The organism is Thiocystis violacea, from assembly GCF_016583575.1.
In the GTDB taxonomy this organism is placed as follows: Bacteria; Pseudomonadota; Gammaproteobacteria; order Chromatiales; family Chromatiaceae; genus Thiocystis; species Thiocystis violacea.
Genome location: NZ_NRRG01000030.1, coordinates 1 through 25,963, shown reverse-complemented (window position 1 = coordinate 25,963; position 25,963 = coordinate 1). Strand labels below are relative to the sequence as shown.

Genomic DNA, 25,963 nt, shown 5'->3' with positions numbered 1-25,963 from the left:
AGATTGGGATCAATTCACTAGATAGAGCAGACCAAGACCCGACAGCATGCTGACGAACCCCGCGATCCGCAACGGCTTATCACCCTCAAGGGCAAGCATCGCCAGAATCCGGCGAAAAGTGGCGGGGCTGAGAAACGGCCAGATGCCCTCGATGATCAGGACGAGGGACAGGGCGACCAGGATGTCATGCACGATGTGAAAGGATCCAGCGAGGTGAATGAATCGTCGCCAGGGAAACGATCCATGAGGCGACCAAGGGTCGCTATCTTTTCAAACGACCCGCGGTTTGTCCAACGCCGAAAGACCGCTCGCGGCGGTCTTTCGGTCGATCGGCGGCCCGATGGCCAGGATCGGCTTCAGGGTTGACCGCTCGCCTCGCGGAAAAAACGGAAGAACTCCGAGTCCGGCTCCAGAACCAACATGCTGCCGCCTTGCCCGAAGCTCTCGCGGTAAGCCGAGAGACTGCGATAGAAGGCGTAGAAATCAGGATCCTGGCCGAAGGCATTGGCATAGATCTCGGACGATTTCGCATCGCCCTCGCCACGGATCTCCTCGGATTCCTTATAGGCCTCGGCGATGGTCACGGTGCGCTGACGATCCGCGTCCGCGCGAATCCGCTCGGCGGCCTCGGCGCCCTTGGCCCTGAGATCCCGCGCCACCCGCTCGCGCTCGGCGCGCATCCGCTGGTAGACGGATTCGCTCACCTCGGGCGGCAGGTCGATCTTCTTGACCCGGATATCCACGACCTCGACGCCGAGGTCGGCCGCGTTCTCGTTCACATCACGCGTGAGGATATCCATCAGGGCGAGACGATCATCGGAGACCACTTCCTGGATGGTGCGCTTGCCGAATTCATCACGCAGACTGGTGTTGATCCGCTCCGAGAGCAGCCGACTGGTGCGCGCGCTGATACCGCCGGTCGACCGCAGGAATTGAGCTGGACGCGAGATACGCCACTTGGTGTAGGAATCGACGATCACGTCCTTCTTTTCAACGGTCAGAAAGCGCTCCGGCTGCGAATCGAGGGTCTGAATCCGCCGATCGAACTTCCGGATCTGATTGAGGATCGGAATCTTGAAATGGAGACCGGGCGCGTAATCGTCCGAAACGATCTCGCCCAGACGCAGCTTGAGCGCGACCTCGTACTCCCGCACCACGAAGGTGAAGGCGGAAAAGAACACCACCACGACCGCCAGGGCCGCCGGGAGCCAGGTTTTCATGGGAACGGATCGACTCATCAACGCACCCTCCGTTCGCGATCAACCACGCGCTGCGGTGGATCGGACTTTTCCGGCATGGCCATGGGGTTGCTGGACTCCTGGCTCGAGGCCGCGGGCGGCGTCTGGTTCTGTTGTTTCATGATCTGGTCGAGCGGCAGGTAAATGAGGCTGTTACCACCTTCGCGCACGTCCAGCATGACCTTGCCGTTCTTGCTCAACACGTCTTCCATGGTTTCCAGATAGAGTCGTTGACGAGTCACTTCCGGGGCCTTGCGGTACTCGTTGAGGACGGACGTGAAGCGCGAGCTTTCACCCTCGGAGGAGGCGACGACGCGATCCCGATAGGCCTTGGCGTCCGCGACCAGGCGCGCGGCGTTACCACGCGCGCTGGGCAGCACCTCGTTGGAGTAGGCCTCGGCCTGATTCTCCAGCCGCTCCTTATCCTCTCGTGCCTTGATGGCATCGTCGAAGGCGGCCTTGACCTGTTCCGGCGGCTTGGCCGGCTGCATGTTGACCGAGGTAACGACCAGCCCCGTCTTGTAGCGGTCCAGCAGTTGCTGAATCCGCTCCTTGATGGTGACAGCGACGGCTCCGCGGCCCTCGGTCATCACGAAGTCAAGCTTGCTCTGGCCAATCACCACCCGGACCACGGTCACGGTAGCGTCGTTCAGCGTTCGCTCGGGATCCTGATCCTGGAACAGGTAGTCCGCCGCGTCCTGGATGCGCGACTGGACGGTCAGCTCGACCTCGACGATATTCTCGTCCTGGGTCAGCATCGCGGCCTTGTGGGTGAGGGTCGAAACCTCGTCCACGTTGACCTTGACGACGGTTTCGATCGGCATGGGAATGTGCCAGTGCGGACCCGGACCGGTCGTATCGACGTAATGCCCGAACCGCATCACCACGCCTCGCTCGGCGGGCTCGATGATATAGATGCCGGTCGCGAGCCAGATGACGACCAGGACACCGGCGATGATGCCGATGACCTTGGTGCTGAGCTGACCGCCCGAACCGCCCAGGCGGCCACCACCCGATGAGCCGTCCCCCGGCGGCCGATTGCCTCCGAACAGACCGCCGAGACGCTCCTGGAGTTTGCGAACGACCTCGTCGAGGTCCGGTGGACCCTGATCGCCACCGCTCTTGCCGCTCCAGGGGTCCTTGTTACCGCCACCTGGCTCATTCCAGGCCATAACTTCTCCGTCTTTCTATAAGAATGTGCATCGATCGATGTCCTCGATTGTAAGGGACCGCCTGGATGACGGCAAACCAGGAGACGAAATCAAGCCATCCAGGCACTTGGCTCAGGGCCGGCTTTCGGTCACCAAACGGCGTCCGAGATCGGGATCGCGAATCAGGCGTCGCTCGAGATCGCTACGCGAGATACTGAACCGAACCTCCCAGCCTCCGGTTTCGATCGCCTCCTCCGCTAGAATCCGGGTGTGCTCGAAAAGCCAGGCGCGCAAGCGTCCATCGCCCGGACCCAGCCGAACCGAGCGGCTCAGGCGCTCCCCACCCGTCAGTTCGCTCAGGGCCTGGAGCAGCAGATCGATCCCGAGGCCGCTTTGCGCCGACAGCCAGACCCGGATCGGTCGACCATCCCCGTCACGCTCCAGACGCGGCGTCTCGGACTCCAGGCGGTCGATCTTGTTGAAGACCTCCAGACGAGGCAGATCGGCGCTGCCGATCTCCGTCAGCACCGCCTCCACATCCGCGATCAATCGGGAATGATTGAGAGCCGCCGCGTCCACCACATGGATCAACAGGGCCGCGCTCCGGGTCTCCTCAAGGGTCGAGCGGAAGGCCGCCACCAACTCATGGGGCAAATGACTGATGAAACCAACCGTGTCGGCCAGCAATACCCGATCGCCACTCGGCAGACCCAGACGCCGCAAGGTCGGGTCCAGGGTGGCGAACAACTGATCCGCCTCCAGGACGCCGGCCTCGGTCAAGGCATTGAAGAGCGTCGACTTACCAGCATTGGTGTAACCGACCAGCGAGACGACCGACAACTCCGCCCTGGCCCGCGCCTTGCGCCCCTGGGCGCGCTGACCCTCGATCCGCTGGAGCCGTCGCTCGAGCATGGCGACCCGCTTGGCCAGCAGGCGGCGATCGGTTTCCAGTTGGGTCTCGCCCGGACCGCGCAGGCCGATGCCGCCCTTCTGGCGCTCCAGATGGGTCCAGCCCCGCACCAGACGGGTCGACAGGTGCTTGAGTTGCGCGAGCTCGACTTGCAGCTTGCCCTCGAACGAGCGCGCCCGCTGCGCGAAGATGTCCAGGATCAGACCCGAGCGATCGACCACGCGGCATTGCAGCAGGCGCTCCAGGTTGCGCTCCTGGGCCGGGCTCAGCGGATGATTGAAGATGACCAGATCGGCCCCGGTCGTCTCCACCAGCGCCTTGAGATCCTCGGCCTTGCCGGTTCCAATGAAGAGTCGCCGGTCCGGCGTGGCGCGCGAGCCACCGATCGCGCCCACGACCTCGGCGCCCGCCGCCGCCGCCAGCAAGGCGAACTCCTCGCGCTCGTCGGCCTCGGTGGCATAACGCCCGATATCCAGGTCGACCAACAGAGCCCGTTCGCCCGCCTTAGGGCGCTCGAAGACCAGCGAGGGACCGACCGCGGTCGCCGACGATTCGGGCGGCGCCTGATTTCGTTCGTCGTTCAAATATTCCCCGGCTCGGGCGGCATGGCGTCGCTCGCGGGCAATTTGACGTTACGTGCCGGCACGACGGTCGAGATCGCGTGCTTGTAGATCATCTGGCTGACATTGTTCTTCAGAAGGACCACGAACTGATCGAATGACTCGATCTGGCCCTGCAACTTGATTCCGTTGACCAGAAAGATGGACACCGGGACGCGTTCCTTCCGCAGGGCATTGAGGAAAGGGTCTTGCAGGCTCTGCCCCTTTGACATGGGATTGGCTCCTTATTGTTTTGATAAAGCGTAATTTGCCCGACTCGAAACTACCGTGATTTTCCAGAAAACCACGCCGAAATCGGATGGGCCGCAGCCGGGACGGACTGACCCACCGAAAGAAATACCGCGCGACGAAAATCGACTGGCGCGGCTGATGCGCATAGGGCACCGGACCTCATGCCTCCGCCCTGGCCCGGCTGGTCGAGCGATTGGCCGCAGCGCTGGATGCTCGCCCCCAGGGAGAACGGCGGCTCGGACTTGGCCGTGCGCCCTGAGTTGAAAACAGCAAAAGCGGAAAACCGGGATTTTCCGCTTCCAAAGTCATGCATCCAATAGTCATCGCCGCGCGCGTCCTTATAGTGTCGTTCAATCCCTCGCGTTTCACCACAGCGATTTCACGCGATCCGCGTCTAGCCGTCCAAACGCCCCAAGCCACCCTCCATGACGACCTCAAGAAGCGCGAGCACCTCGGACAGAGGCCCCGGCTCGTCCGCCAGCCAGTGGCATTCGGGCTCCGACCTCAACCAGGTCATCTGGCGTTTCGCCAGTTGTCGCGTCGCCACGAGGCCGCGATAGCGCATGTCATCCCAATTGCATTCGCCCAGGAGATATTTCAAGACCTGGCGATATCCCACGCATCGCATCGAGGGCAGGTCCGGATGGAGATCGCCCCGACTCCAGAGAGCTGAGACCTCGTCCACCAGGCCCAGTTCCAGCATGGAGCCAAATCGTCGCTCGATGCGCTCATGAAGGCTGGAGCGCTCGCTCGGCGCCCGCGCCAGCTTCAACAGCCGAAAGGGGAAGCGCTCGCTCTCGGCGGCCTCGATCAAATCGCTCATCGCCCGCCCGGTCAGCGCGTGAACCTCCAGCGCCCGCTGAATGCGCTGCGGATCATTAGGATGGATCCGCGCCCCACCCTGCGGGTCGACAGCAACGAGCCGAGCATGCATGGCCACCCAGCCGATGCGTTCGGCCTCCTCCAGCAAGGCGACGCGAACATCGGGGTCGGCGCTCGGCAGCTTGGCCAAACCCTGTTGCAGGGCGCGGAAATAGAGCATGGTCCCGCCGACCAGCAAGGGGATGCGGCCGCGCCGACGAATCTCCGTCATGGCCGCGAGGGCCTCCTCGCGAAAGCGTGCCGTCGAATAGGACTCCGTCGGGTCCAGGATATCGACCAGTCGATGTGGCGCCCGCGCCAGGATCTCCGGCTCCGGCTTGGCGGTGCCGATGTCCATACCCCGATAGATCATGGCCGAATCAACGCTGATGATCTCGCAGGGCAGCCGCTCCACGAGTTGGACCGCCAGAGCCGTCTTGCCGGAGGCGGTCGGCCCCATGAGCAGGATAGCCCAGGGTCGTCGATCGGTCTGCGGATCCAGCGTCGCCATGGGCCGGCTCAACGTCCGCGCGAGAACAGCCGATCGAGTTCGGCGTGAGAGAGCTTGATCCAGGTCGGTCGGCCATGATTGCACTGATCGATGCGCTCGACCGACTCCATCTCGCGCAGCAGGGCGTTCATCTCATCCAGGGTCAGGCGTCGATTGGCACGCACCGCGCCATGGCAGGCCATGGTCGCCAGGACGGCGTCGACCGCCTCCTCGACCCTGGAACTGCCGCCCTGTTCCACGAGATCGGCCAGCAGATCGCGAACCAGCGACTCCATGTCGGCCTGCCTGAGAAGCGCCGGCACCTCGCGCACGACCAGACAGCCCGTATCGATACGATCCAACACCAGGCCGAGCCGGGCCAGGGTCTCCTCCCGTCCATCCAGTAACTCCGCCTCGCGCGGGCTCACCTGGAGACTCAGGGGGACCAGCAGGGGTTGACGCACCACCCGCCCCTCGCGCCAGGCCGATTTGAGCCGCTCGTAACCGATGCGCTCATGCGCGGCATGAATATCCACCAGGATGAGTCCATCCGGCGCCTGGGCGAGCAGATAGATGCCGTTGAGCTGGGCCAGGGCGAAACCGAGCGGCGGGATCTCGCCTGGGTTCTCGTCCGGAGACCGAGCGGCCGGTGCCGACGGAACCGCCGCTGGTTGCTGAAGCGCCAGCCCGGCCTGATAAACCCGACGCCCCTCGTTCACGCCGAAGGCTGTTGGCCGGAAGGGCCGAATCGCCGCGCCGGGGACTTCCTGGGCGGAGGTGTCCGAGGGTCGGGAGGCACTCCCGGACAAGGCGGGATCGGGATCGGCCGCCACCGGCACGACACCGAGCGTCCCCTCGGCCAGTCGACGTTGCAGGGAGCGAAGGATGAAGTCGTGAACCTGCCGCGACTCGCGGAACCGGACCTCATGCTTGGCCGGATGGACGTTCACGTCGACCAGTCGGGGCGGAAGCTCCAGAAAGAGCACATAGGCTGGATGGCGGCCATGATGCAGCACGTCGCTGAACGCCTGACGGACGGCGTGCGTGATCAGCTTGTCGCGAATCATGCGGCCATTCACATAAAAGAACTGCTGATCCGGCTGGCTGCGCGAAAAGGCCGGGCGCATCACCCAGCCGTGGAGACGCAACTCCACCGCTGCGGCCTCGACCTCCAGCGACTGCCCGGAGAAGCCCTTGCCGAGCAGCCGGTCCAGCCGGGCCTGGACGATCTCCGGGCGACCGCCGGACCCGGCCAACCGATAGAGAAGACGCCCATTGTGGCTGAGATCGAAGCCGATATCGGGACGCGCCAGGGCGATGCGGCGCACCACCTGCTCGACATGATCCAGCTCGGTCTTCTCGCTGCGCAGAAATTTTCGACGCGCCGGCGTATTGAAGAAGAGATCGCGCACGTCCAGGGTCGTCCCGGCCGGATGCGCGGCCGGACGCGGTCCTTCCAGGACCCCATCGATGGAGACCGACACCTCCCAGGCCCCTTCCCGGTCCTCGACCTCGGACGACTCCGGACGCGCCCGCGAGGTCAGGGTCAGGCGGCTCACCGAGGCGATGCTCGGCAGCGCCTCGCCACGAAACCCCAGGGTCGCGACGGCCTCCAGATCCGCCAGCTCGACCAGCTTGCTGGTCGCGTGCCGCGAGAGCGCCAAGGCGAGCTGGTCGCGCGGAATGCCGCGACCGTCGTCGCGCACCCGCAGGCGCTTGACCCCGCCCTGCTCGACCTCGATCTCGATGCGCGAGCAGCCGGCGTCCAGGCTGTTCTCGATCAGCTCCTTGATCACGGAGGCCGGGCGCTCCACCACCTCGCCGGCGGCGATCTGGTTGACGAGATGACTGGAGAGGATACGGATGGGATTCGGCATGGCGGCGATGGGAACAGAAGCGCCGGCCAGGGGCAAGCCGACCAGGCGGAGCGCGACTCGTCCGACGGGCGAAGACCCGGCGGCGTGATCGATCGAGTCGACCGCGATGGCGGATCGCCGTCGCGTCCCTTGGCCACGCGAACGACCTTCAGCGTTTTCCCGCCGCCCGGTCCAGGTTTCTCAAATGCTCCAGCTTCTCGCGAATGCGGATCTCCAGTCCGCGATCGACCGGCTCGTAATAACGCCGTTCACCCAGATCCTCGGGGAAATAGACCTCGCCGGCCGCGTAGGCCTGGGGCTCGTCGTGCGCATAGCGATAGGCGCGGCCATGACCCAGCTCCTTGAGCAGCTTGGTGGGCGCATTGCGCAGGTGGACCGGGACATCGAGCGAACCGGACGAACGGACCTCCGCGAGCGCGGCCTTCCAGGCGGTATAAACGGCGTTGCTCTTGGCGGCGCAGGCCAGATAAACGGCGGTCTGGGCCAGGGCGAGCTCGCCCTCGGGCGAACCCAGACGCTCCTGGGCCTGCCAGGCGTTGAGCGCCAGATCCAGTGCCCTGGGATCCGCGTTGCCGATATCCTCGCTCGCCATGCGCACCAGACGGCGGGCGATATAGAGCGGGTCGCAGCCGGCGTCGATCAGGCGGGCCAGCCAATAGAGCGCGGCATCGGGATTGGAACCACGCACGGATTTATGCAGGGCCGAGATCTGGTCGTAAAAGATGTCCCCGCCCTTGTCGAAGCGCCGCGTCGGACCAGTCACGACCTCGGCCACCACCGCCGTCGCGATCTCGCCGCCCGCCGCGAGCTGGGCGGCGAGTTCCAGCAGATTCAGGGCGCGGCGGGCATCGCCGTCGGCGGTTCGCGCCAGCAGGCGCGCGGCCTCCTCGGACAGGGCCAGATGGCCGCCTCCGAGCCCTCGGGCCGGATCGTCCAGGGCCGCCCGCAACACCCGCGCGAGGTCGTCCTCGTCCAGGGATTTGAGCACATAGACCCTGGCGCGCGACAGCAAGGCGTTGTTGAGCGAGAAGGAAGGATTCTCGGTCGTGGCCCCGATGAAGGTCAGGGTGCCGTTCTCGACATGCGGCAGGAAGGCATCCTGCTGGCCCTTGTTGAAACGATGGACCTCGTCGATGAAGAGGACGGTTCCGCGCTGCTCGGTCTGGCGGATGACCTTGGCCTCGGCGACCGCCTCGCGGATCTCCTTGACGCCGGCCAGCACCGCCGAGAGGGTCAGAAAATGGGCGCCCGATTGACTGGACACCAGCCGCGCCAGGGTCGTCTTACCGGTTCCAGGCGGCCCCCAGAAGATCATGGAGTGGAGTCGCCCGGTCTCGATCGCCCGACGCAGCGGCTTGCCGGGGGCGAGCAGATGAGACTGACCCACGAAGGCATCCAGGGTCGTCGGACGCATCCGGTCGGCGAGCGGCGCCTCCTCCAGGATGGCGGTCACGGCGACTCAGTCGAAGGGAAGAAAGTCGTCGACCGTGCGCTGGTCGATCTTGAACAGCTCGGGCTTGAGCGCGACGTTGCGCCGCGCGCCGGTGAAATTCAGCCGGGTCTCCTGACCGAAGCCGTCCTCCATGATGAGGCTGTCGAGCGTGTCCTTGCCGAAACCGATCTCGATGCGCACCACATCCGTGTCCGGATCCTTCGGAATCAGCTCCACCCAGTCGCGACCGTCCGTGCTCTCGATCGAACGCGCCGAGAAATGCTTTTCGATCGGCTCGGCGTTGGCCAGCAGGAGCGCCGGCGTTCCGCGCAACGCCTGGCCCTGACTCTGGTGCGAGACCTGCTTCAGTTCCAGGTCATGCAGATAGACCCGCTTGCCGTCGGCGATGATGATCTGCCTGTTCGGGCCAGCGTACTCCCAGCGGAAACGACCGGGGCGTTGCAGATAGAGCGTGCCGCGCGCCTCACGCATCTGGGTACGATCGGCATTGAAGGTGTACTGCTCGAAATCCGCCTGGAGGCTGTCGAGATCCTTCAGATAATCGTCGACGCGTTGCGCGCCCTCGGCGGCGATCGCGCCACCGGCGGTGGCCAGGACGAGGACGGCGATCAGGGCCGAACGACCTGGGAACAGGCGTGGCCGACCGGCCGATGCCTTGGTGATGAAGTCGAGGATAGAGCGAACAAACATGATGTGCGGTTCCTGAGATCGATGGACCGGAGAGACACCCGGATCCAGGGAAAGTGCCCCGAGCGTCTGGGCTCGGCGGCCAAACGGCCTCGCCGCCGCTCAATCCTCCAGGGGCGGCGGTGCCAGCACCTCGCGATTGCCGTTGGTTTCGGCCGGACCCACGATGCCGATGCGCTCCATCTCCTCGATCATGCGCGCGGCGCGGTTGTAGCCGATCTTGAGCCGGCGCTGCACGCCGGAGATGGAGGCGCGACGGCTTTCAACCACGATCTGGACCGCCTCGTCGAACAAGGGATCCGTGTCCTCCGTGTCGCCTCCGCGTGGCTCCGGATCGATTCCCGGCAGCGACTCGGTCGGCTCGCGCAGCACGTCGTGGATATAGTCCGCCTCGCCGTACTGCTCCTTGAGGAACTCCACCACATGGTGGACCTCATGATCATCGACGAAGGCCCCGTGGATGCGATGCGGGATATTGCCGCCGGGCGGCAGATAAAGCATGTCGCCATGCCCCAGCAGTTGCTCCGCCCCCATCTGATCCAGGATGGTCCGCGAGTCGATGCGCGAGGACACCTGGAAGGCGATGCGGGTTGGGATATTCGCCTTGATCAGACCCGTGAGCACGTCCACCGAGGGTCGCTGAGTGGCCAGCAGCAGATGGATGCCGGAGGCGCGGGCCTTCTGCGCCAGGCGCGCGATCAACTCCTCCACCTTCTTGCCCACCACCATCATCATGTCGGCCAGCTCGTCGATGATGACCACGATGTAGGGCAGATGCTGGAGATCGGGGGCCGCGCCGCCCATGGCCACCAGATCCTCCGGCCGGATCGTCGGATCCGGAATCGGCGTCCCCGCCTCCTCGGCCTCGGCGATCCGGCGGTTGTAGCCGCCGATGTTGCGTACGCCCAGCTTAGCCATCAGGCGATAGCGCCGTTCCATCTCGCCCACGCACCAGCGCAGGGCGTTGGACGCCTCCTTCATGTCCGTGACCACCGGGGTCAAGAGGTGCGGAATACCCTCGTAGACAGAGAGTTCCAGCATCTTTGGATCGACCATGATGAGCCGCACGTCCTCCGGACCCGCCTTGTAGAGCAGGCTCAGGATCATGGCGTTGATGGCGACCGATTTGCCCGAGCCGGTCGTGCCGGCGATCAGGGCATGCGGCATGCGCGCCAGATCGGCGACCACCGGCAGGCCGGAGATGTTGGTGCCAAGCCCGATGGTCAGCGGCGAGCTGGCGTCCTGATAGGGGGGCGAATCGAAGATCTCGCGCAGAAACACGGTTTCGCGATGCTGGTTGGGGATCTCGATCCCGATCACCGATTTGCCCGGGATGATCTCGACCACACGCACGCTGATGGTCGTCAGTGCGCGGGCCAGATCCCTGGCCAGACCCGTGATCTTGCTGGCCTTGATGCCAGGCGCGAGTTGCAGTTCGAAGAGCGTGACCACAGGGCCTGGATAGACCGCCACCACCCGCACATCGACCCCGAAGTCGGCCAGATTGCTCTCCACCTGGCGCGAGAGTTCCTCGATCTGATCCTCCGAATAACCCCGACCGCTCTTGCGTGGCGCATCCAGCAGACCCAGTGGAGGCCGCGGCTTGGCGCCCGAGGACGGCGACGAGGCGACCCCGTCGCGCGCGGATTTCTGGAAAAAGCCACGCTTTTCTTCCGGCTTCGGTTTTGGCTCCGGGCGTTCGGCGGGTGGCGCCTTCACGACCGCCCTGGGGATACTCCTCTGTACAGGCACCTCGGGAGCCGTTGGCTTCGCGAGGCAAGGCTCCTGTTCGGGCATGAAGGCCACCTGTTCGCTCATGGCGGCCTGAACCTCCGGGGGCAGCTTTTTCGGCGGGCGGCGCGCTCGCGGCGCCCCCGCTGGTGGACGCTCACCCAGGGACGAGGCGGCGGACGGATCCATCAGTTTGAGCTCCTTGGGAAGACCGCCTGGATAGATCTCATGGCCGGATTGGGCCTGGCGCCGCGCCACCGAGAAACCCGTCAACAGCCCGGCCAATCCATGCCAAACCGCGCTCGCGCCCTGCAGCGCTGCGGCGCCGATCGTATCCATCAGCTTGAGCCAGGAGATGCCGAAAAAAAGCGTCAGACTGACGACGAGCGCGCCACTGAGCAGCAGATTGGTCCCGGTCGGATTGAAGGCGTCGAGCATGCGCCCACTGACTAGGAGCCCGATTCCTCCGCCGGCACCATTGGGTAGATAGCCCCCCTGGGTCTGGAGATGAACCGAGGCGAAACCACAACCCGCCGCCATGGTCACGAGGAATCCGACCCACCTCAGCGACAACATCCAGGTTCTCCGCGCGGCATCCTCGCCACGGCCGCGAAAAACCAGCCAGGCGCTCCAAGCGACCATGAAGGGCAGCAGATAGGCGAAATAACCGAAGAGATAGAGGGCCGCGTCCGCGAACCAGGCACCGGTCCGACCGCCCGCGTTGGTCGCTTGCGTATTGTCACCGACATAGGACCAGCCCGGATCCTGCGGCGAATAGCTCACCAGCGAGAGCGCAAGATAAAGGGCCACGCACATGAGGGTCCACATGGCGCCCTCGCGCAATGCGCGCTCGACATAATCGCTGAATGTCAACTGCCCGTAGCGTGTTGCTTGTGCCATGCGCTTCTCCAAATGTTCCAGCGCATTATAGCCTTACGGGATATTTTTCGCGCGATTTCCCCTGCGGATGGGGAGTGACGACCAGGAGCGAAAGGCAAACGAACATCCGCCAAGGTCAGGAAGGCGAGCCACGATCGCCCAGGCTTATCGGATAGCTGCGAGGACGGAATCCGGCTTGATCGGTGACTTAGGAACGAATCCCCCGACCTTCTCCCCCGGCCGGGGGAGAGTCGGCGGAATGGTGTCTCGGTGTTTCCGCGCGGAGAAACAGGTCGAGACGGCCCTCAGTTAGGCGTCACGTTCTCCGCCTGGGGACCCTTGGGGCCTTGCGTGACTTCCATGGTCACCCGCTGTCCCTCGGCCAGGGTCTTGCGACCGCCGCCATTGATCGCGCTGTAATGGACGAAGACGTCCTTGCCCCCCTCGCGTTCAATGAATCCATACCCCTTTTCGTCATTGAACCACTTGACCGTTCCAGAAACCAATTCGCCTGCCATAACAACCTCATCACTAAAGACGCACCAACCTGGGTTGGTATTGAGATGACCCGACCTCGACTCGAGGCCGGTGCCATGACCACTCGCGCTGGAGCGGAATTTCCGATCGGCATACCCTGCCCATGCGGCACTTCTATCCGGAGCCTAACCTGGGCCACGGACAGGGCGATGACATCCGATCGATCGTTCAGCGTCGGCCACGGCGACGGGTTTTCCCCGCCACCGATCGGCGCGCCACCCATCCGGGGCTTCCAGCCCCTTTCAGCCAGAGGAAGAGAACGCCGCGTCCTGCCCGGCGACCCCAGTCCAATCGTCGTCGAACCCCAAGCCTTGAGCCAGAATCGGCTCCGATTCGTCGCCAGCTCGACCCGTCGGCCAAGCCATCACCGACGCCCCGTCGCGGACCAGGCCGAACCCACGCAAGCAAGGCGCTCCATCGTGGATGGAGCCTCCTGGACATATGACGCGATGGGGCCATTCATGGCATTCGATGAGGGCGGCGCGGTAATAACGGGGATAACGAGATCGGATAGTGACAAGTGGCGCTTGGCCATCACGCGGAGTTAAGCGGAAACGAACGCCAACATCTGGTTCGGGGATCCATTTCCTGGCGTTCGGCGCATTGATCGCTTGTTGCTCTTATCAAGTGATTATAACTCAGAATCAGCGCGTGAAAACGTCGATCATCAAGCACCAGTTGGACCCCTGACGAGGGAGCCTAGGGAAGAAGGGTTCCCGACTCGAACAGCGTAACACTCGGATACATCAATTCCTGATTGGGCATGCTCATGAAGTTACCCTGAATCGCATCCACCCCGGCGGAGTGGAGCATGGGCATGAGATCCGTGCTGTCGACCGCCAGGGCGATGACTCGCAGTCCCTCGTTGTGCGCGCAGCGCACGAATCCATTGAGGGCGGCCTGCGAGGCACGACCCTCGACCAGCCCCTGCATCGTGTCGCGCGAGAGCTTCACATGCGTGATCACTCCGCGGTTCGCCTCCAGAAAGGCCCGATCGTCGAGCTTGGGATCCTCGACCAGCAAGCCATGCTGCTTGAGCTGGAGCATCGCCACCAAGCGCTTGATTCCGTCCGGCGCCTCATCGAAGGCCGACTTGCGCACCTCCACCACGATGGATCCCGGAGCCAGATGCGCGGCGGTGACGAAGGCCCCGATCGCCTTGACCGTTGACTCGGAAAGCAGGGTTTGATTCGCCATGTTGACGAACAGGGTAGCGTCCGGGGCGCCACCGGACTGCATCTGTTCGAGCACGGCAAGCGCCTGTCGAAAGATCCAGAGATCGATCTTGCCCATCCAGCCGGCCTCCGCCACCAGCGGAAGAAAGGCATCGGGAAACAGCATCCCGCCGCGCTCGTCCTTGAGTCTCACCAGGGTTTCGAACATGTTGCGATGGGTTTCGTCGGCCTTGAAGGAGACGATCGGCTGGTACTCAAGCGTCAGACCTCCCGCGTCGATCAAGGAGCGAACGCGGGCCGGATCGAGCATCTCGGACGGATCGGCGCCGGACTCCCTCGCATACCTGGCCAGGGCGTTCTTGCTCAGGTCGTTGATCGTCGCCAGCACCACGGGCCCCTTGACGTCGGAGTCCAACGCCAGGACCGAGTGCCGCAATTGTCTCAACTGCTTACGATCGTTGCCGTTACCGATCTCGCGCTCGCAGACCAGCAGCAGGTGATCAAGGCTATCGCGACAGACGACATCCGCCGCGCCACGGGCGAGACCATCGGCCGGAGTCAGTTGGCTAGTGGACGACTTAAGCAGCACGAGCGAGGCATCGAGTCGATCCTTCACGGCATCGAATTCGGCGGAGAGGTCGAGATTGAAATAGGCACCCTCGTCGCAAAGAACGAGATCCCACCACTGCGGCTGGGCGATGCCCGCCTTGATCGCGTCGGGAGTCGAGGCGTCCACCAAATCCACCGCGAGACCCCGTCGGTTCAGCAAGGCGCTGATTCGAAGCTCTTCGGGTTCGGGATGGATGCAGAGAATTTTCTTGACTTTTGTCATCCTTCGACTTGTTTCCAGCCCGATCCTGTCGGAGCCTGAGGCATCCCATGGATGCCGGGAGTGCGTCGAAACATACGTCGAGGGCCGTAAAAGCGCAAGCATCGAATCCAGCAAGGTTAGGTCGAACCGCTGGCTCCGTATGCGCGTCGGCGCCCTCGCGGGCACCGACGCCGGACTCAGGAACCCAGGAGGCTGCGCAGCATCCAGGCGTTCTTCTCATGGACCTGCATGCGTTGCGTCAGCAGATCCGCGCTCGGCTCGTCGTGAGCCTCGTCGACCAGCGGGAACACCGAGCGCGCGGTCCTGACCACGGTTTCCTGCCCGGCCACGAGGCGGCGAATCATCTCCTCGGCATTCGGCGCGTCCGCCTCTTCCGGGATCTCGGTCAGCTCCGCGTAAGCCTTGTAGGAACCCGGCGCGGGGTGACCCAGGGCGCGGATGCGCTCGGCGATCAGGTCGACCGCGAGGGCGAGCTCGTTGTACTGCGCCTCGAACATCAGATGCAGGGTGTTGAACATCGGACCCGTCACGTTCCAGTGATAGTTGTGGGTCTTGAGATAGAGGGTGTAGCTGTCGGCGAGGAGCTTGGACAGCCCTCCGGCGATGGCCTCGCGGCTGGCGTCCGAGATCCCGATATCGATCGGCATGCTGTTGCTCATTGGCATTCTCCTTTCAGTGCGATGGGTTGGCTAGGCCACGACAGGCAGGGCGGATTCTGGCCGGTGGCGTCCAGCGCGCACCCAGTCCCAGGTCTTTTCATGGAAAAAATAGGCGACGGTGTTGACCGCCGGCTCCACCAGGGCGATGGCGCCGCCGACGACGACGCTGCCGGTCATGAGGTAGGCGACGGTGAAGGCCACGGTCATATGGACGACACCGAAGGTCAAGGTCTTGGTCATGGCTGATTCCTCCGCTGGCTGTCGAGGAGAAGTCTAGCCGCGACCCGGAAAGAAGAAAAATCGATTGATACAGGAACGACGATCGTCGTTGACGATAAACGACGACCTTCGCCCGATTCTAGCCTCCGGTGACGCGGTGGCAATGAACCTGCCGCGTCTCGCCGAGTCGCGTCTCTTGCGGGTAGGCGTGTCGACAGACCTCGATGACATCGGGACAGCGCGGGTGAAAGTGACAGCCCGCCGGCGGATGACTCGGCGAGGGCATGTCACCCTCCAGCCGAATCACCCGACGCCGCTGGTCGATATCCACTACCGGCACGGCCGAGAGCAGCGCCCGGGTGTAGGGATGACGCGGGTCGTCCAGCACCTCGTCGACCCGACCCCGCTCGACCACACGCCCCAGATACATCACGGCCACCTCGTGCGCCAAATAGGCGACGACCGAGATGTCGTGGGTGATGAAGAGATAGGCGAGACCCAGTCGCTCCTGGAGATCCTTCAACAGGTTCAGGATCTGGGCCTGGACCGAGACATCCAGGGCGCTCGTGGGCTCGTCGCAAACGATGATCCGCGGCTCGACCGCCAGCGCCCTGGCGATGCACAGACGTTGACGCTGTCCGCCGGAGAACTCGTGCGGATAGCGGTCGGCGGCCTCGGGATCCATGCCGACCAGCTCCAGCAGATCGGCCACCCGACGCATCCGAGGCGCGTGCCTGGGCTCGATCCGCAATGCCTGGAGTCCCTCGCCGATGACATCGCCCACCAGCATGCGCGGATTCATGGAGGCGAAGGGATCCTGGAAGATGATCTGCAGATCCTTGCGGAACGGGCGCATCCGCCGATGGCTCAGGCCCATCAGTTCCTCGCCCAGATAGCGCACCGAACCATCCGTCGGCGCGATCAACTGGAGGAGACCCTTGCCGGCGGTGGTCTTACCGCAGCCGGATTCCCCGACCAGCGCCAGGGTCCGACCGGCCCGCAGATCCAGGGAAACGCCATCCACGGCTCGCACATGACCGACGACGCGGCGCAGCAGGCCGCGCTGGATCGGAAAATGGACCTTGAGATCCTGGGCGCGCAACAGGAGGCTGTCCGCGTCCTCGCGGATCCGGGGCGACGGCGCGGCGGACGCCGGCTTCTCGCCCAGCGGCTTGGTGGACTCCCCGGCCAGGCCCAGTGCCGGATCCCAGAGATGGCAGCGCACGCCCCGCTCGCCCTCGACCGGCCACCAGAGGGGCTCGGTGTCGCGACAGACGTCCATCACGGATTGACAGCGATCGGCGAAACGACAGCCCTGGAACACGCGATCCAAGGGCGGCACCCGCCCCGGAATCACCGCCAATCGGCCCGCGCGTTTCTCGGCGCTCGGCAGACTCTCCATGAGCTTGCGACTGTAGGGATGCGCCGGGCGGGCGAAGAAATCCGCGACCGCCGCGGTCTCGACGATCTGGCCCGCGTACATGACGGCCAGCCGGTCGGCGCTCTCCGCCACCACCCCGAGATCATGGGTGATCAGCAGGACGGCCATGCCGGTCTCGCGCTGCAAATCCTTCAACAATCGCAGCACCTGGGCCTGGATGGTGACGTCCAGCGCCGTGGTGGGCTCGTCGGCGATCAGCAGTCGCGGATCGCCGGCCAGGGCCATGGCGATCATGACGCGCTGCTTCATGCCGCCGGAGAGTTGATGGGGATACTCCCCGACCCGTTGCACGGGATCGGGAATGCCGACGGCGCGCAGCAGCTCCACCACCCGGGCGGTGACCTGATCGCGCGAGCGGCCCTGATGGATACGCACCGCCTCGGCGATCTGTTCGCCGATCGTCAGCACCGGATTGAGCGAGGTCTGCGGCTCCTGGAAGATCATGGCCAGGCGACCGCCGCGCACCCGACGCATCCGGGCCTCGGTCAGGCTCAGCAGTTCCGTGTCGCCAAGACGCACCGAGCCGGCCGTGATGCGTCCGGACGGTGGCAGCAGCCGCATCAGGGTCAGGGCGGTCATGGATTTGCCGCAACCCGACTCCCCGAGCAGCGCGAAGGTCTCGCCCGAATGAAGACTCAGATCCAGATCATCGACCACGCGCACCGGCTGGGCTCCGTTACCGATCAGCGTGGTGAGTCCTTCGACTTGAAGCAGGGGTTCGGTCATGTTCTCGATCGTCGGCTGTGGATGGGCCAGGCCCGCGCAAGCAGGCCGAGTCTGGCGGCGAGGCTGGCCGGGCGCGCCGAGCCACCCATGCTAACGACCGCCGCCGCGCAGACGCGGGTCGAAGGCGTCGCGGACGACGTCCGCGAAGAGATTGGCGGCGAGCACCAGGGTGAACATGAAGAGGAAGGCGGCGGCCAGCGACCACCAGACGACCGGCTCGCGCGCCAGTTCCAGCCGGGCGCTGTTGATCATGTTGCCCCAACTGTTCATGGTCGGGTCCACCCCGATGTTGACGTAACTCAAGACCGCCTCGGCCAGGACGAGTCCGCTGAAATCCAACGCCAGGGTGATGAGGACGATGTGCATGACGTTCGGCAGGATGTGGCGGGCGATCACCGTGAAGTGACCCACACCGAGCGCTTGGGCCGCCTGGACATAGTCGATCTCGCGCAGCTTCAACGCCTCGCCGCGCAGCAGTCGGCAGAGCCCGGTCCAACTGGTCACGCCCAGGATTAGACAGAGGAACAGCAGGCGCAGATCGGCGCGCTCCACCAGGCTCGCGAAGGCGTCGGCGTGGTTGCTCATGTAGACCTGGAGCATGAGGATGGCGGCGGCGATCAGCAGCACTCCCGGTATGGAATTGAGCGTGGTGTAGAGGTACTGGATGACGTCATCCACCCAGCCTCTGAAATAGCCCGCCGCGATGCCTAGCAGGACGGCGGCGGGAAGCATCACGAGCGTCGTCAGGGTGCCGATCAGCAGGCCGGTGCGGATGCTCTTGAGGGTCTGGAAAAAGACATCCTCGCCCACCTTGTCGGTGCCCAGGATGTGGTATTTGAACGCCAGCTCGCCCGCGACGAATCCGAGTGCAAGCAGGACGCCGAGCGTCCCGAGCGCCGTGCGCCAGGGTATTGGGGTGCGACCGGCCAGGATCGCGTCCCGGACCTCGGACAGCGCCCGACCCTGGCGACGCGCCATCAGCCAGAGGATTCCGGCGGTCAGCAACGACCAGGCGATCAGGCCCTTGACGAGTCCCAGCAGCGAACGCCAGGCGATATCCCAGGCGCGCTGACGCGCCGGATCCTCGAGATGCGCCCCGCCATGCTCCAATCGCGGATAGTCGCGCAGGACGCGGCCATCGGGCTGATTCATCGACTCCTTGACGAAGAGATGCGTGGCGAACGGCGCTGAGTAGGTCTTCTCCTGGCGCTCGCGCAAACCGCTCAGCGCCAGGTCGAGCAGGCTCAGCACCTCGGGCGAATAACGAACCTCGCCAGTCGCCGACGGCGGATCCTGCTTGAGTCGGACATGCAGCGTATCCAGCAGGCCGACCAGGCCGAAGGCGACGAGAACCACCAGGGTCGCGACGCCGACGCGCGAGCGCAGGACACGCCGCCAGGGATCGCGAAGATGTTCATGACGCGCGGCATGGGCGGCGAATCCCGCCACCAGCGCGATCAGGATGAAGACCAGGGCATCGGTCCAGAGAACGACGGGGATCAGCGGCATGATGGCGACATCCTCATTGCAGCCGGACCCGCGGATCGACCAGGGTGTAGGAGATGTCGGTCAGGATCAGTCCCAGGATGTAGAGCACCGCCCCCAGGAAGACCATGGAGCGCACGATGGCGAAGTCCTGATTGCTGATGGCGTCGATGGTGTAGCTGCCGAGACCGGGAATCCCGAAGAAGGACTCGGTGATGAGGCTGCCCATGAACAGCAGCGGCAGCACCACCACCACGCCTGTCAGGATCGGGATGAGCGCGTTGCCCAGCACATGCCGAAACAGCACCAGTCGCTCGCTGAGTCCCTTGGCGCGCGCTGTGCGCACATAGTCCTTGGCGATCTCCTCCAGGAAGAGCGTGCGATACCAGCGCGTCCCGGAGCCGATGCCGCCGATCACCCCGACGATCACCGGAAGCGTCAGGAATTTCCAGGCGTTCAAGCCCTGGTCGTAACCCGAGATGGGGGCCAGGTGAAACAGCTTACTCAAAATGAACTGGCCGCCGATGATGTAGAAGAGACCGGAGATGGACATCATGGCGACCAGCAGCACGACGCTACCGATATCGACATAGGTCGCGCGGAAGAAGACGATGAAGAGCGCGTAGCTGATGTTGAAGGCCAGGCCGACCAGCAGCACGGGGATGGCGATGGCCAGACTCGGCCACATGCGTTGCGAGATGTCGTAGCCGATATCGCGCCCATCGTCGGAAGGGCCGAACTGGAAGGCGAACAGCTTGACGGACTTCTCGAAGAAAATGGTGTCGGTCAGGCTCGCCAATCCCCGCGCCTCTTCGTTGTAGAGCAAGGGTCTGTCGTACCCATGCTCCCGCTTCCAGCCGAGAATCGCCTCCTCGGTGACGCGCTTCTCGCCCAGATGCATCCGCGCCATGTCATCGGGCGAATTCACCACGAAGAAAAGCGCGAAGGTGATGAGATTGACCCCGATCAGGATCGGGATGGCATAAAGCATCCGTCGCAGGATATAGGCCGTCATAGCGCCGTGCTCCGCTCGCGGCGACGCACCATCCAGACCACCGGCAGCACCAGCGCCGCCACCAGGGCGGCGATGGCCCACAGCGGCCAGAGCACCGGCTGGTTCCAATCGCGCCGCGCCTCCTGGCGGGATTCCGGGTCGAGACGTCGGTACTTGAGGCTGTTGTTCGCCATCTGATTGGGGTGGGCGTTATGCAGCCAGCGATGATGCAGGCTGAACGCCTTGGGATGGAAGCCCCAGATCCAGGGCGCGTCGGTGCGGGCGATCTCGATCATGCGATCGAGCATGGCCTGGCGCTCCGGCCCATCGTCCATGAACTTCATCGCCTCGAACAGTCGATCGAACTCCGCATTGGCGTAGTTGGAGGCGTTCTCGCCCTGGTGCTCGACCTTTCCATTGGGGCCATACAGCAGGAAGAGGAAATTCTCGGGATCCGGATAGTCCGCGTTCCAGCCCCACATGAACACCTGCCCCGTCCCGTTACGGATCTTTTCCTGGAAGCGGTTGTAGTCGGTCGAGCGGATCACCAGGTCGATCCCCAGCTTGGCGAACTGCTTGCGGATCCAGGCCAGGCGGGCGCGGTCGTCCGGGCCGGTGGCCACCGCCTCATAGTTGATGGCCAGCGACCGACCAGTGTCCCGATCGACGCCGCCCGGATAACCGGCCTGCTCCATCAGGACGCGCGCCTCCTTCAGGTCGCGGCGCTCGGGGCGGCCATCGCGCCATTCATAGACGAAGGGGTTGATCCCGGCCTCGCCTTCGCGATGGCCGAAGATACCCGGCGGGATGGGACTCTGAGCCACCAGACCGCGCCCGTTCATGAAGATGGAAATGAACTCCTCGTAGTCCACGGCGATCGATATCGCCCGCCGCAACAAGCGCGAGCGCTGGGAATCCCCGCCCACCACGGGGTCGAGCATGTTGAATCCCAGATAGAAGATGGACGGCTCCACCGAGGTCAGGAGCGCGATGCCCCGCTCCCGCATCGTCTCGGTCAAGATCGGCTCGCCCTCGGCGTCCATCTGGATCGCCTGATCGAAGGCGTCGGAGGAAATGCCCGAGCTGTCATAGAAGCCCTGGAGGAATTTGGTCCAGCGCGGGATATCCTCCTTCTCCAGGCTGTAGACGGCGCGATCGATGAAGGGCAGCGGCTTGCCGGCATCGGCCAGGATGCCGGATGTCCGATCCTCCGGCATCCCCTCGCTGGGATAGGACTCGCCATGGAAGTTGGGGTTGCGCTCCAGCACCATGCGGAGATTGGGGTTGTTCTCGCTCAGCATGTAAGGCCCCGTCCCGACCGGATACCAATCCAGGAGGATATTGCGCTCCGCCATGCCCGGCTGGGCCTGGAAGACATCCGCCTCCCAGGCCATGGGCGCGAAAAAGGGCATCGCGAGCCAATAGTGGAACTGGGGATATTTTCCCTCGATGCTGATCTTGAACTGGTAGCGATCCAGCACCTCCACACCGGCGAGAGACGCCTGGCGCAGGGTCTCGATCCGCTCCAGCTCGCCCTGCCGGGCCGTCTGGGCCAACCCATCCGCCAGTTCCGCGAAGCCTCGAATATGCTGGCGCATGACGCCCGCGATGGGCGAATGCAGCCAGGGAGCGGCAAGCCGCTTGATCTGATAGACGAAATCCTCCGCCGTCAGCTCACGCGCGCCGACCTCGGAAAAATCCGCCAGACGATTGATCCCCGAGAGGTCCGCCGCGCTCAAGTCGTGATAGCGATAGCGCCCATCGGACGTCTGGGCGAAGGCCGGATGCGGCTGAAAACGGATCCCTGGCCGGATGCGAATCAGATAGTCGCTGCGGTCGATCTCGCTCGCGGGCGCGTCGTCCGGAAGGAGATTCCCCATGGCATCGAAATAGCGCGGTGTGGGAACCTCGGCGGCGGAGAGCGGAACCAACCGATAGGGCTTGAGCAAAAAGTGATATTGCAACGGCGGCTCGTAGATCTGAGCCAGAAAGGCGTATTCGTTGGAACTGTAGGACCGCGCCGGATCCAGGTGCTTGGGCCGCTCATCGAAAGAGCTGTAATAGATATTCGAGCCCGCGTCCGACGCCGGATAGGGATCGTTCCAGGTCGACTCGCCGCAGCCGGCCAAGAGGAGCGCCGACAGACCAAGCACCCAGATCCGAATCTCGTTACTCAACCGCATCCTCCTGGTCCACCCTTTCGCCTGATAACAAGTTTCGGTACTGTTGCAGCCCACATTAGGGGTGTCAGCGGCGAATTCTATCCCGCGCGACCACAGAAGGCGCGTCCCCCGCGCCGATCAACGAACGCGAGAGACGATCAACCATGGGTTTTCTAGAAGGCAAGAAGGTACTGGTCACCGGCGTCGCAAGCAACCGCTCCATCGCCTGGGGCTGCGCCGAGGCGATGCACCGCCAGGGCGCTCAAATCGCCCTGACCTACCAGAACGACAAACTCAAGCCCAGGGTGACGGACTTCGCCGCCCAGTTGGGCTCGGACATCGCCCTCCCGCTCGACGTGAGCAGCGACCGGCAGATCGCCCAGCTTTTCGCGACCCTGGGGGAGCACTGGGACGGGCTGGACGCCATCGTCCACTCCATCGCCTTCGCGCCCAAGTACGAACTGGAAGGGGACTATGTGGACGCGCTGACCCGTGAAGGCTTCAACACCGCCCACGAGATCTCCTCCTACAGCTTCTCCGCCCTAGCCAAGGCCAGCCGGCACATGATGGAAGGACGCCATGGCGCGCTGCTCACCATGACCTTCCTCGGAGCCGTGCGGGCGGTGCCCAACTACAACGTGATGGGGCTCGCCAAGGCGAGCCTGGAAGCCAACGTCCGCTATCTCGCGGCCTCCCTCGGCCCCACCGGCACCAGGGTCAACGCCATATCGGCGGGACCGGTCTACACCCTGGCCGCGGCCGGAATCGCGCACTTCCGCGCCATGCTCAATCAAGTCGAAAGACACACCCCCCTGAGACGCACCGTAACCACCGAGGAAGTAGGCAACGCCGCCGCCTTCCTCTGCTCGGATCTGGCCAGCGGCATCACCGGGGATATCCTCTACGTGGACACCGGGTTCAATATTCTGGGATTGGGCTGAGCGACGTCAGTCGATCACCTCAGGCCGGACGGGGCATTCGCCCCGTCCGTAACGTTTGATGAGCAACCAAGGGGTTCGGCGGTGGCCGATCCGTTCGGAAAACGTTCAGGACGGGATGTATACCCCGTCCCGCCCTAGGATGAGTCGCTGCGCTCGTTCGAGCGGGAATTTCCGGATCTCTTCCTGCGCATCCACCGCAATGCCCTGGTCGCGCGCGCGCGATTGAGCGGGCTCGAAAGACAGCCGGATGGTTCGACCCAGGTTCAGGTCCGCGATTGCGGCGACAGGCTGTTGGTGAGCCGTCGGCATCTGAGCGAGGTCCGCCGCTGGTTGCGCGAGACCGATCGGGTCGCGAGACCCGTCCGGGATCAGCCCGAGCCCCGCCGCCTGCCGGACCAGATCCAATAGACCCCGGTCAGGGCCGCGATCCAAATCGCGGCCAGCCAGCCGATGGTGCCGTCATAGGCGCCCGCCAGAAACGCCAGGCTGGCCTCATCGTTCCCATCCGTCACCTTCCTCGTGACCTGAATCACCAGCACCCAGCCCGCGTGCAGACCGACGCACCAGCCGATGTGCCCGGTGCGCTCGCGCACCAGCGCCAGAAAGACGCCGACCACGAACAGGGCCACCATGGAATCCAGGTGTTTCCATTGAAAGAGGTCGATGAAGACATGGGCGAACATCCAGAGCGAACCCGACCAATCCAGGACCATCGTCTCGGGTAGCGCGCCGGGCTTCATGAAATGCAGCACGGCATAGAGCGCGGCGCTCCAGACCACGGCCGAGGCCAGGCCGTTGCGCCGACGGATCCCCGAATAGAGCGCGCCACGAAAGAAGGTCTCCTCCAGCCCCCCGATCAGCAGACCGCCGATCAGGGCCTGAACGCTCTTGGCGACGAGACTGGTCCATGGGTCGGGGCGCGCCTCCGGCAACCGGATCTCGAGCGCGAGCAAGGCCATGACCAACGCCAGCAGGATCAGCACCCCGAGCACCCAGCCCCCGACCACCGCCCGCCTCCAATCCGGCCAAGACGGGCCATAACCGAGCGCGGCGCGATTGGTCAGCCCTTGCCAGGACAGAAAGGGCCAGATTCCAACCAGCATCAGAAGTTGCGCGAGCCGTCCCATGAGACGCTGAGGCTCGACCTCGATCCAGCCGCTGGCCATCAAGGGCGGGGTCAGCACGGCCGCCAAGACGAGACAGACCAGCAGATAGGCGAAGAATTGCAAAGTGGGACGCATGAGAGACTTCCAGCGACGGCGGCGTCAGGCTCGGGCTCGCTCCTTACCCCAGCGCCATGATGGCTAATACAGTGGCGCCGAAGTATGGCTAATAACGTAGGGTGGATTAAGCGGAGCGAATCCACCAGCAAGCCGCTACAGAGACTTGAGCGCCGTTGTACTAGGCCGTTTTCGGTTTCACAATCGAGCTCGGCCTCTTTACTGTTCTCTTTAATGCTACTTTGCTACCTTTCCGCAAGCCTTTGAATATATTCGCATCTTTCGATCACCTACATCCTAGGTATTTCCAATAGAATTTGGAAAGTTATCAGGGTCATTAATTGCAATTATATGATAAAAAAGATTTTTTATTTCGCCGCCAAGCTAATTGGATTGCTCCGTCGTGCCAGCCGAATTAATCTAACAAAGTAGTATTAAACAGATGTCAGGCAGATCAGGCCACTAAGCTTGTATCGCATACTTTTTTGCTTGCAAATTCTTTAGTGTTAAAATCATAAAAATTGCATATGTTTTTATCGGTCGCTCTGCCGAGCATTCTCTTGACAGCAAGCGGGGAAAATAAATCGGCCCCCCTTTTCCCTTGAATTGTTATGTTTTAGAACCAACCGTAGAAGGAATTCAGTGCAGTAGCAATTAGGCTACTGGCTACTCCAACGTTCATGTTCCAGGTCGCACTGGCTGCTTTTTCCATCATTGATGCAAACCATTTGCTGACATGCTGGCCGAATTTTTTTTCCGAAAGCTCAGGAGCGTCCTTATCGGCTTCAACTGCTGCGCCGAGGGCGTCTATATCTTCTCCCGGTACACCACTATCTTTTAGAAATTTGGCAAGTGACTGAAAATCGCTTTCAATAACCTTGTTTTTGGCGCTTTGTACATTATTGTCGCCGACGATAATTGTGGCGTTGTGACCGAATACGGAATTCTTGAACATGGCCGACACGTCCATATCTGTTGCTTTTTCTTTGATCTCGTTTAGGGTAAGACTGTCTGGTAATTCCTCAGATAGTTCCAAAACAAAATCGAGCAACCTGGTTCGCACTTCATTGACCACTTGAAGCATTATGCCAGAGGATGGTTGACCCCAAGCGCGCTCCACATTGTAACCGCCGGAAAATACCTTCGACAGGTGCGGGAATATCTCCGGAGCAATTGTGATAGCCAAATTTGATTCGTCGACTGCGTATTTCTGTAAGACGGCTATGCTCTGCCGCAGATTCGCCGTTTCGAGATTTTTGCGAAGTGTTTCTTGTAAGTGACTCAGGGGTAACGGCTGCGCTGAGTAGCGCCAGGCCCGAATGGCACTAAGATAAGTCTCTCGATTTTTAAAAACAAACAGTTACAACCGCTGATGCGGTTTGCGGAATCGGTGTCCTCAGCGCTGTTTCTTCGGGTGGCCATGGTTACGGACCTCTTCCTGTGC

At 63.3% G+C, this 25,963-nt stretch carries 22 protein-coding genes; 2 read left to right on the top strand and 20 right to left on the bottom strand.

Annotation, left to right across the window (positions count from 1 at the left end):
• Positions 1-9: 9 nt before the first annotated feature.
• The 18 genes from CKO27_RS14535 to CKO27_RS14450 all read right to left on the bottom strand — a co-directional run bounded on the left by CKO27_RS14535 (position 10) and on the right by CKO27_RS14450 (position 22,379).
• On the bottom strand, positions 10-192 hold the full coding sequence (locus tag CKO27_RS14535) for a DUF2065 family protein (RefSeq protein WP_200375623.1): 183 nt from the start codon (positions 190-192) through the stop codon (positions 10-12).
• Between the two features lie 164 nt (positions 193-356).
• Entirely contained in the window at positions 357-1,220 is an 864-nt protein-coding gene (gene hflC / locus CKO27_RS14530) for a protease modulator HflC (RefSeq protein WP_420825834.1), read from the bottom strand.
• 17 nt (positions 1,221-1,237) lie between these two features.
• Positions 1,238-2,410, bottom strand: coding sequence for an FtsH protease activity modulator HflK (hflK, locus tag CKO27_RS14525; protein ID WP_200375621.1), 1,173 nt, complete (start codon positions 2,408-2,410; stop codon positions 1,238-1,240).
• A 111-nt stretch (positions 2,411-2,521) separates the two neighbouring features.
• Positions 2,522-3,823, bottom strand: coding sequence for a ribosome rescue GTPase HflX (gene hflX / locus CKO27_RS14520; protein ID WP_242470929.1), 1,302 nt, complete (start codon positions 3,821-3,823; stop codon positions 2,522-2,524).
• 56 nt (positions 3,824-3,879) lie between these two features.
• Positions 3,880-4,131, bottom strand: coding sequence for an RNA chaperone Hfq (gene hfq / locus CKO27_RS14515; protein WP_200375619.1), 252 nt, complete (start codon positions 4,129-4,131; stop codon positions 3,880-3,882).
• Between the two features lie 413 nt (positions 4,132-4,544).
• The gene (gene miaA, locus CKO27_RS14510) at positions 4,545-5,522 is read right to left on the bottom strand and encodes a tRNA (adenosine(37)-N6)-dimethylallyltransferase MiaA (RefSeq protein ID WP_200375618.1); all 978 of its coding nucleotides are present in this window, start codon (positions 5,520-5,522) and stop codon (positions 4,545-4,547) included.
• Positions 5,523-5,530: 8 nt separating this feature from the next.
• Positions 5,531-7,378, bottom strand: a complete 1,848-nt coding sequence (gene mutL / locus CKO27_RS14505; protein WP_200375617.1) for a DNA mismatch repair endonuclease MutL — start codon at positions 7,376-7,378, stop codon at positions 5,531-5,533.
• 148 nt (positions 7,379-7,526) lie between these two features.
• The gene (locus CKO27_RS14500) at positions 7,527-8,792 is read right to left on the bottom strand and encodes a replication-associated recombination protein A (RefSeq protein WP_200375656.1); all 1,266 of its coding nucleotides are present in this window, start codon (positions 8,790-8,792) and stop codon (positions 7,527-7,529) included.
• A 45-nt stretch (positions 8,793-8,837) separates the two neighbouring features.
• Positions 8,838-9,521: an outer membrane lipoprotein periplasmic chaperone LolA gene (lolA, locus tag CKO27_RS14495; RefSeq protein WP_200375616.1), complete on the bottom strand. Its 684-nt coding sequence runs from the start codon at positions 9,519-9,521 to the stop codon at positions 8,838-8,840.
• A 99-nt stretch (positions 9,522-9,620) separates the two neighbouring features.
• A complete protein-coding gene (locus CKO27_RS14490; protein WP_200375615.1) occupies positions 9,621-12,149 on the bottom strand; it encodes a DNA translocase FtsK in 2,529 nt (842 codons plus the stop codon).
• A gap of 284 nt (positions 12,150-12,433) precedes the next feature.
• Positions 12,434-12,646 carry a cold-shock protein gene (locus CKO27_RS14485; protein ID WP_476718505.1) on the bottom strand — a complete coding sequence of 71 codons (213 nt, stop codon included), beginning with the start codon at positions 12,644-12,646 and terminating at the stop codon, positions 12,434-12,436.
• A gap of 718 nt (positions 12,647-13,364) precedes the next feature.
• Positions 13,365-14,672 carry an EAL domain-containing protein gene (locus CKO27_RS14480; RefSeq protein WP_200375614.1) on the bottom strand — a complete coding sequence of 436 codons (1,308 nt, stop codon included), beginning with the start codon at positions 14,670-14,672 and terminating at the stop codon, positions 13,365-13,367.
• 176 nt (positions 14,673-14,848) lie between these two features.
• Positions 14,849-15,331 (bottom strand): Dps family protein, encoded by a 483-nt coding sequence (locus CKO27_RS14475; RefSeq protein ID WP_242470924.1) that lies wholly within the window; start codon positions 15,329-15,331, stop codon positions 14,849-14,851.
• Positions 15,332-15,361: 30 nt separating this feature from the next.
• The gene (locus CKO27_RS14470; protein ID WP_200375613.1) at positions 15,362-15,571 is read right to left on the bottom strand and encodes a DUF2061 domain-containing protein; all 210 of its coding nucleotides are present in this window, start codon (positions 15,569-15,571) and stop codon (positions 15,362-15,364) included.
• Between the two features lie 118 nt (positions 15,572-15,689).
• Complete coding sequence (locus tag CKO27_RS14465) at positions 15,690-17,717, bottom strand: ABC transporter ATP-binding protein (RefSeq protein ID WP_200375612.1); 2,028 nt, start codon at positions 17,715-17,717, stop codon at positions 15,690-15,692.
• A 90-nt stretch (positions 17,718-17,807) separates the two neighbouring features.
• The gene (locus CKO27_RS14460; RefSeq protein ID WP_200375611.1) at positions 17,808-19,226 is read right to left on the bottom strand and encodes an ABC transporter permease; all 1,419 of its coding nucleotides are present in this window, start codon (positions 19,224-19,226) and stop codon (positions 17,808-17,810) included.
• A 13-nt stretch (positions 19,227-19,239) separates the two neighbouring features.
• Entirely contained in the window at positions 19,240-20,217 is a 978-nt protein-coding gene (locus CKO27_RS14455) for an ABC transporter permease (RefSeq protein WP_200375610.1), read from the bottom strand.
• Positions 20,214-22,379, bottom strand: coding sequence for an ABC transporter substrate-binding protein (locus CKO27_RS14450; protein ID WP_200375609.1), 2,166 nt, complete (start codon positions 22,377-22,379; stop codon positions 20,214-20,216). The genes CKO27_RS14455 and CKO27_RS14450 overlap by 4 nt, the downstream gene beginning before the upstream one ends.
• A 143-nt stretch (positions 22,380-22,522) precedes the next feature.
• Here CKO27_RS14450 and CKO27_RS14445 point away from each other — a divergent pair, with 143 nt between their 5' ends.
• A complete protein-coding gene (locus tag CKO27_RS14445; protein ID WP_200375608.1) occupies positions 22,523-23,299 on the top strand; it encodes an enoyl-ACP reductase FabI in 777 nt (258 codons plus the stop codon).
• Positions 23,300-23,446: 147 nt separating this feature from the next.
• On the top strand, positions 23,447-23,707 hold the full coding sequence (locus CKO27_RS14440) for a LytTR family DNA-binding domain-containing protein (protein ID WP_200375653.1): 261 nt from the start codon (positions 23,447-23,449) through the stop codon (positions 23,705-23,707).
• On the opposite strand, the gene CKO27_RS14435 is transcribed toward CKO27_RS14440, so the two are convergent.
• The gene (locus CKO27_RS14435; RefSeq protein WP_200375607.1) at positions 23,668-24,540 is read right to left on the bottom strand and encodes a CPBP family intramembrane glutamic endopeptidase; all 873 of its coding nucleotides are present in this window, start codon (positions 24,538-24,540) and stop codon (positions 23,668-23,670) included. The genes CKO27_RS14440 and CKO27_RS14435 overlap by 40 nt on opposite strands.
• Before the next feature lie 595 nt (positions 24,541-25,135).
• On the bottom strand, positions 25,136-25,840 hold the full coding sequence (locus tag CKO27_RS14430; protein WP_420825835.1) for an AbiTii domain-containing protein: 705 nt from the start codon (positions 25,838-25,840) through the stop codon (positions 25,136-25,138).
• Positions 25,841-25,963: the final 123 nt, after the last annotated feature.

Coding starts and splice junctions, on each gene's coding strand:
- CKO27_RS14500 (WP_200375656.1), bottom strand. CDS start 8,792: ATGCGTCCGACGACCCTGGATGCCTTCGTGGGTCAGTCTCATCTGCTC.
- CKO27_RS14450 (WP_200375609.1), bottom strand. CDS start 22,379: ATGCGGTTGAGTAACGAGATTCGGATCTGGGTGCTTGGTCTGTCGGCG.
- CKO27_RS14455 (WP_200375610.1), bottom strand. CDS start 20,217: ATGACGGCCTATATCCTGCGACGGATGCTTTATGCCATCCCGATCCTG.
- CKO27_RS14470 (WP_200375613.1), bottom strand. CDS start 15,571: ATGACCAAGACCTTGACCTTCGGTGTCGTCCATATGACCGTGGCCTTC.
- hfq (WP_200375619.1), bottom strand. CDS start 4,131: ATGTCAAAGGGGCAGAGCCTGCAAGACCCTTTCCTCAATGCCCTGCGG.
- CKO27_RS14475 (WP_242470924.1), bottom strand. CDS start 15,331: ATGAGCAACAGCATGCCGATCGATATCGGGATCTCGGACGCCAGCCGC.
- CKO27_RS14480 (WP_200375614.1), bottom strand. CDS start 14,672: ATGACAAAAGTCAAGAAAATTCTCTGCATCCATCCCGAACCCGAAGAG.
- mutL (WP_200375617.1), bottom strand. CDS start 7,378: ATGCCGAATCCCATCCGTATCCTCTCCAGTCATCTCGTCAACCAGATC.
- CKO27_RS14460 (WP_200375611.1), bottom strand. CDS start 19,226: ATGCCGCTGATCCCCGTCGTTCTCTGGACCGATGCCCTGGTCTTCATC.
- CKO27_RS14485 (WP_476718505.1), bottom strand. CDS start 12,646: ATGGCAGGCGAATTGGTTTCTGGAACGGTCAAGTGGTTCAATGACGAA.
- CKO27_RS14490 (WP_200375615.1), bottom strand. CDS start 12,149: ATGGCACAAGCAACACGCTACGGGCAGTTGACATTCAGCGATTATGTC.
- miaA (WP_200375618.1), bottom strand. CDS start 5,522: ATGGCGACGCTGGATCCGCAGACCGATCGACGACCCTGGGCTATCCTG.
- CKO27_RS14465 (WP_200375612.1), bottom strand. CDS start 17,717: ATGACCGAACCCCTGCTTCAAGTCGAAGGACTCACCACGCTGATCGGT.
- lolA (WP_200375616.1), bottom strand. CDS start 9,521: ATGTTTGTTCGCTCTATCCTCGACTTCATCACCAAGGCATCGGCCGGT.
- hflC (WP_420825834.1), bottom strand. CDS start 1,220: ATGAAAACCTGGCTCCCGGCGGCCCTGGCGGTCGTGGTGGTGTTCTTT.
- CKO27_RS14445 (WP_200375608.1), top strand. CDS start 22,523: ATGGGTTTTCTAGAAGGCAAGAAGGTACTGGTCACCGGCGTCGCAAGC.
- hflK (WP_200375621.1), bottom strand. CDS start 2,410: ATGGCCTGGAATGAGCCAGGTGGCGGTAACAAGGACCCCTGGAGCGGC.
- CKO27_RS14435 (WP_200375607.1), bottom strand. CDS start 24,540: ATGCGTCCCACTTTGCAATTCTTCGCCTATCTGCTGGTCTGTCTCGTC.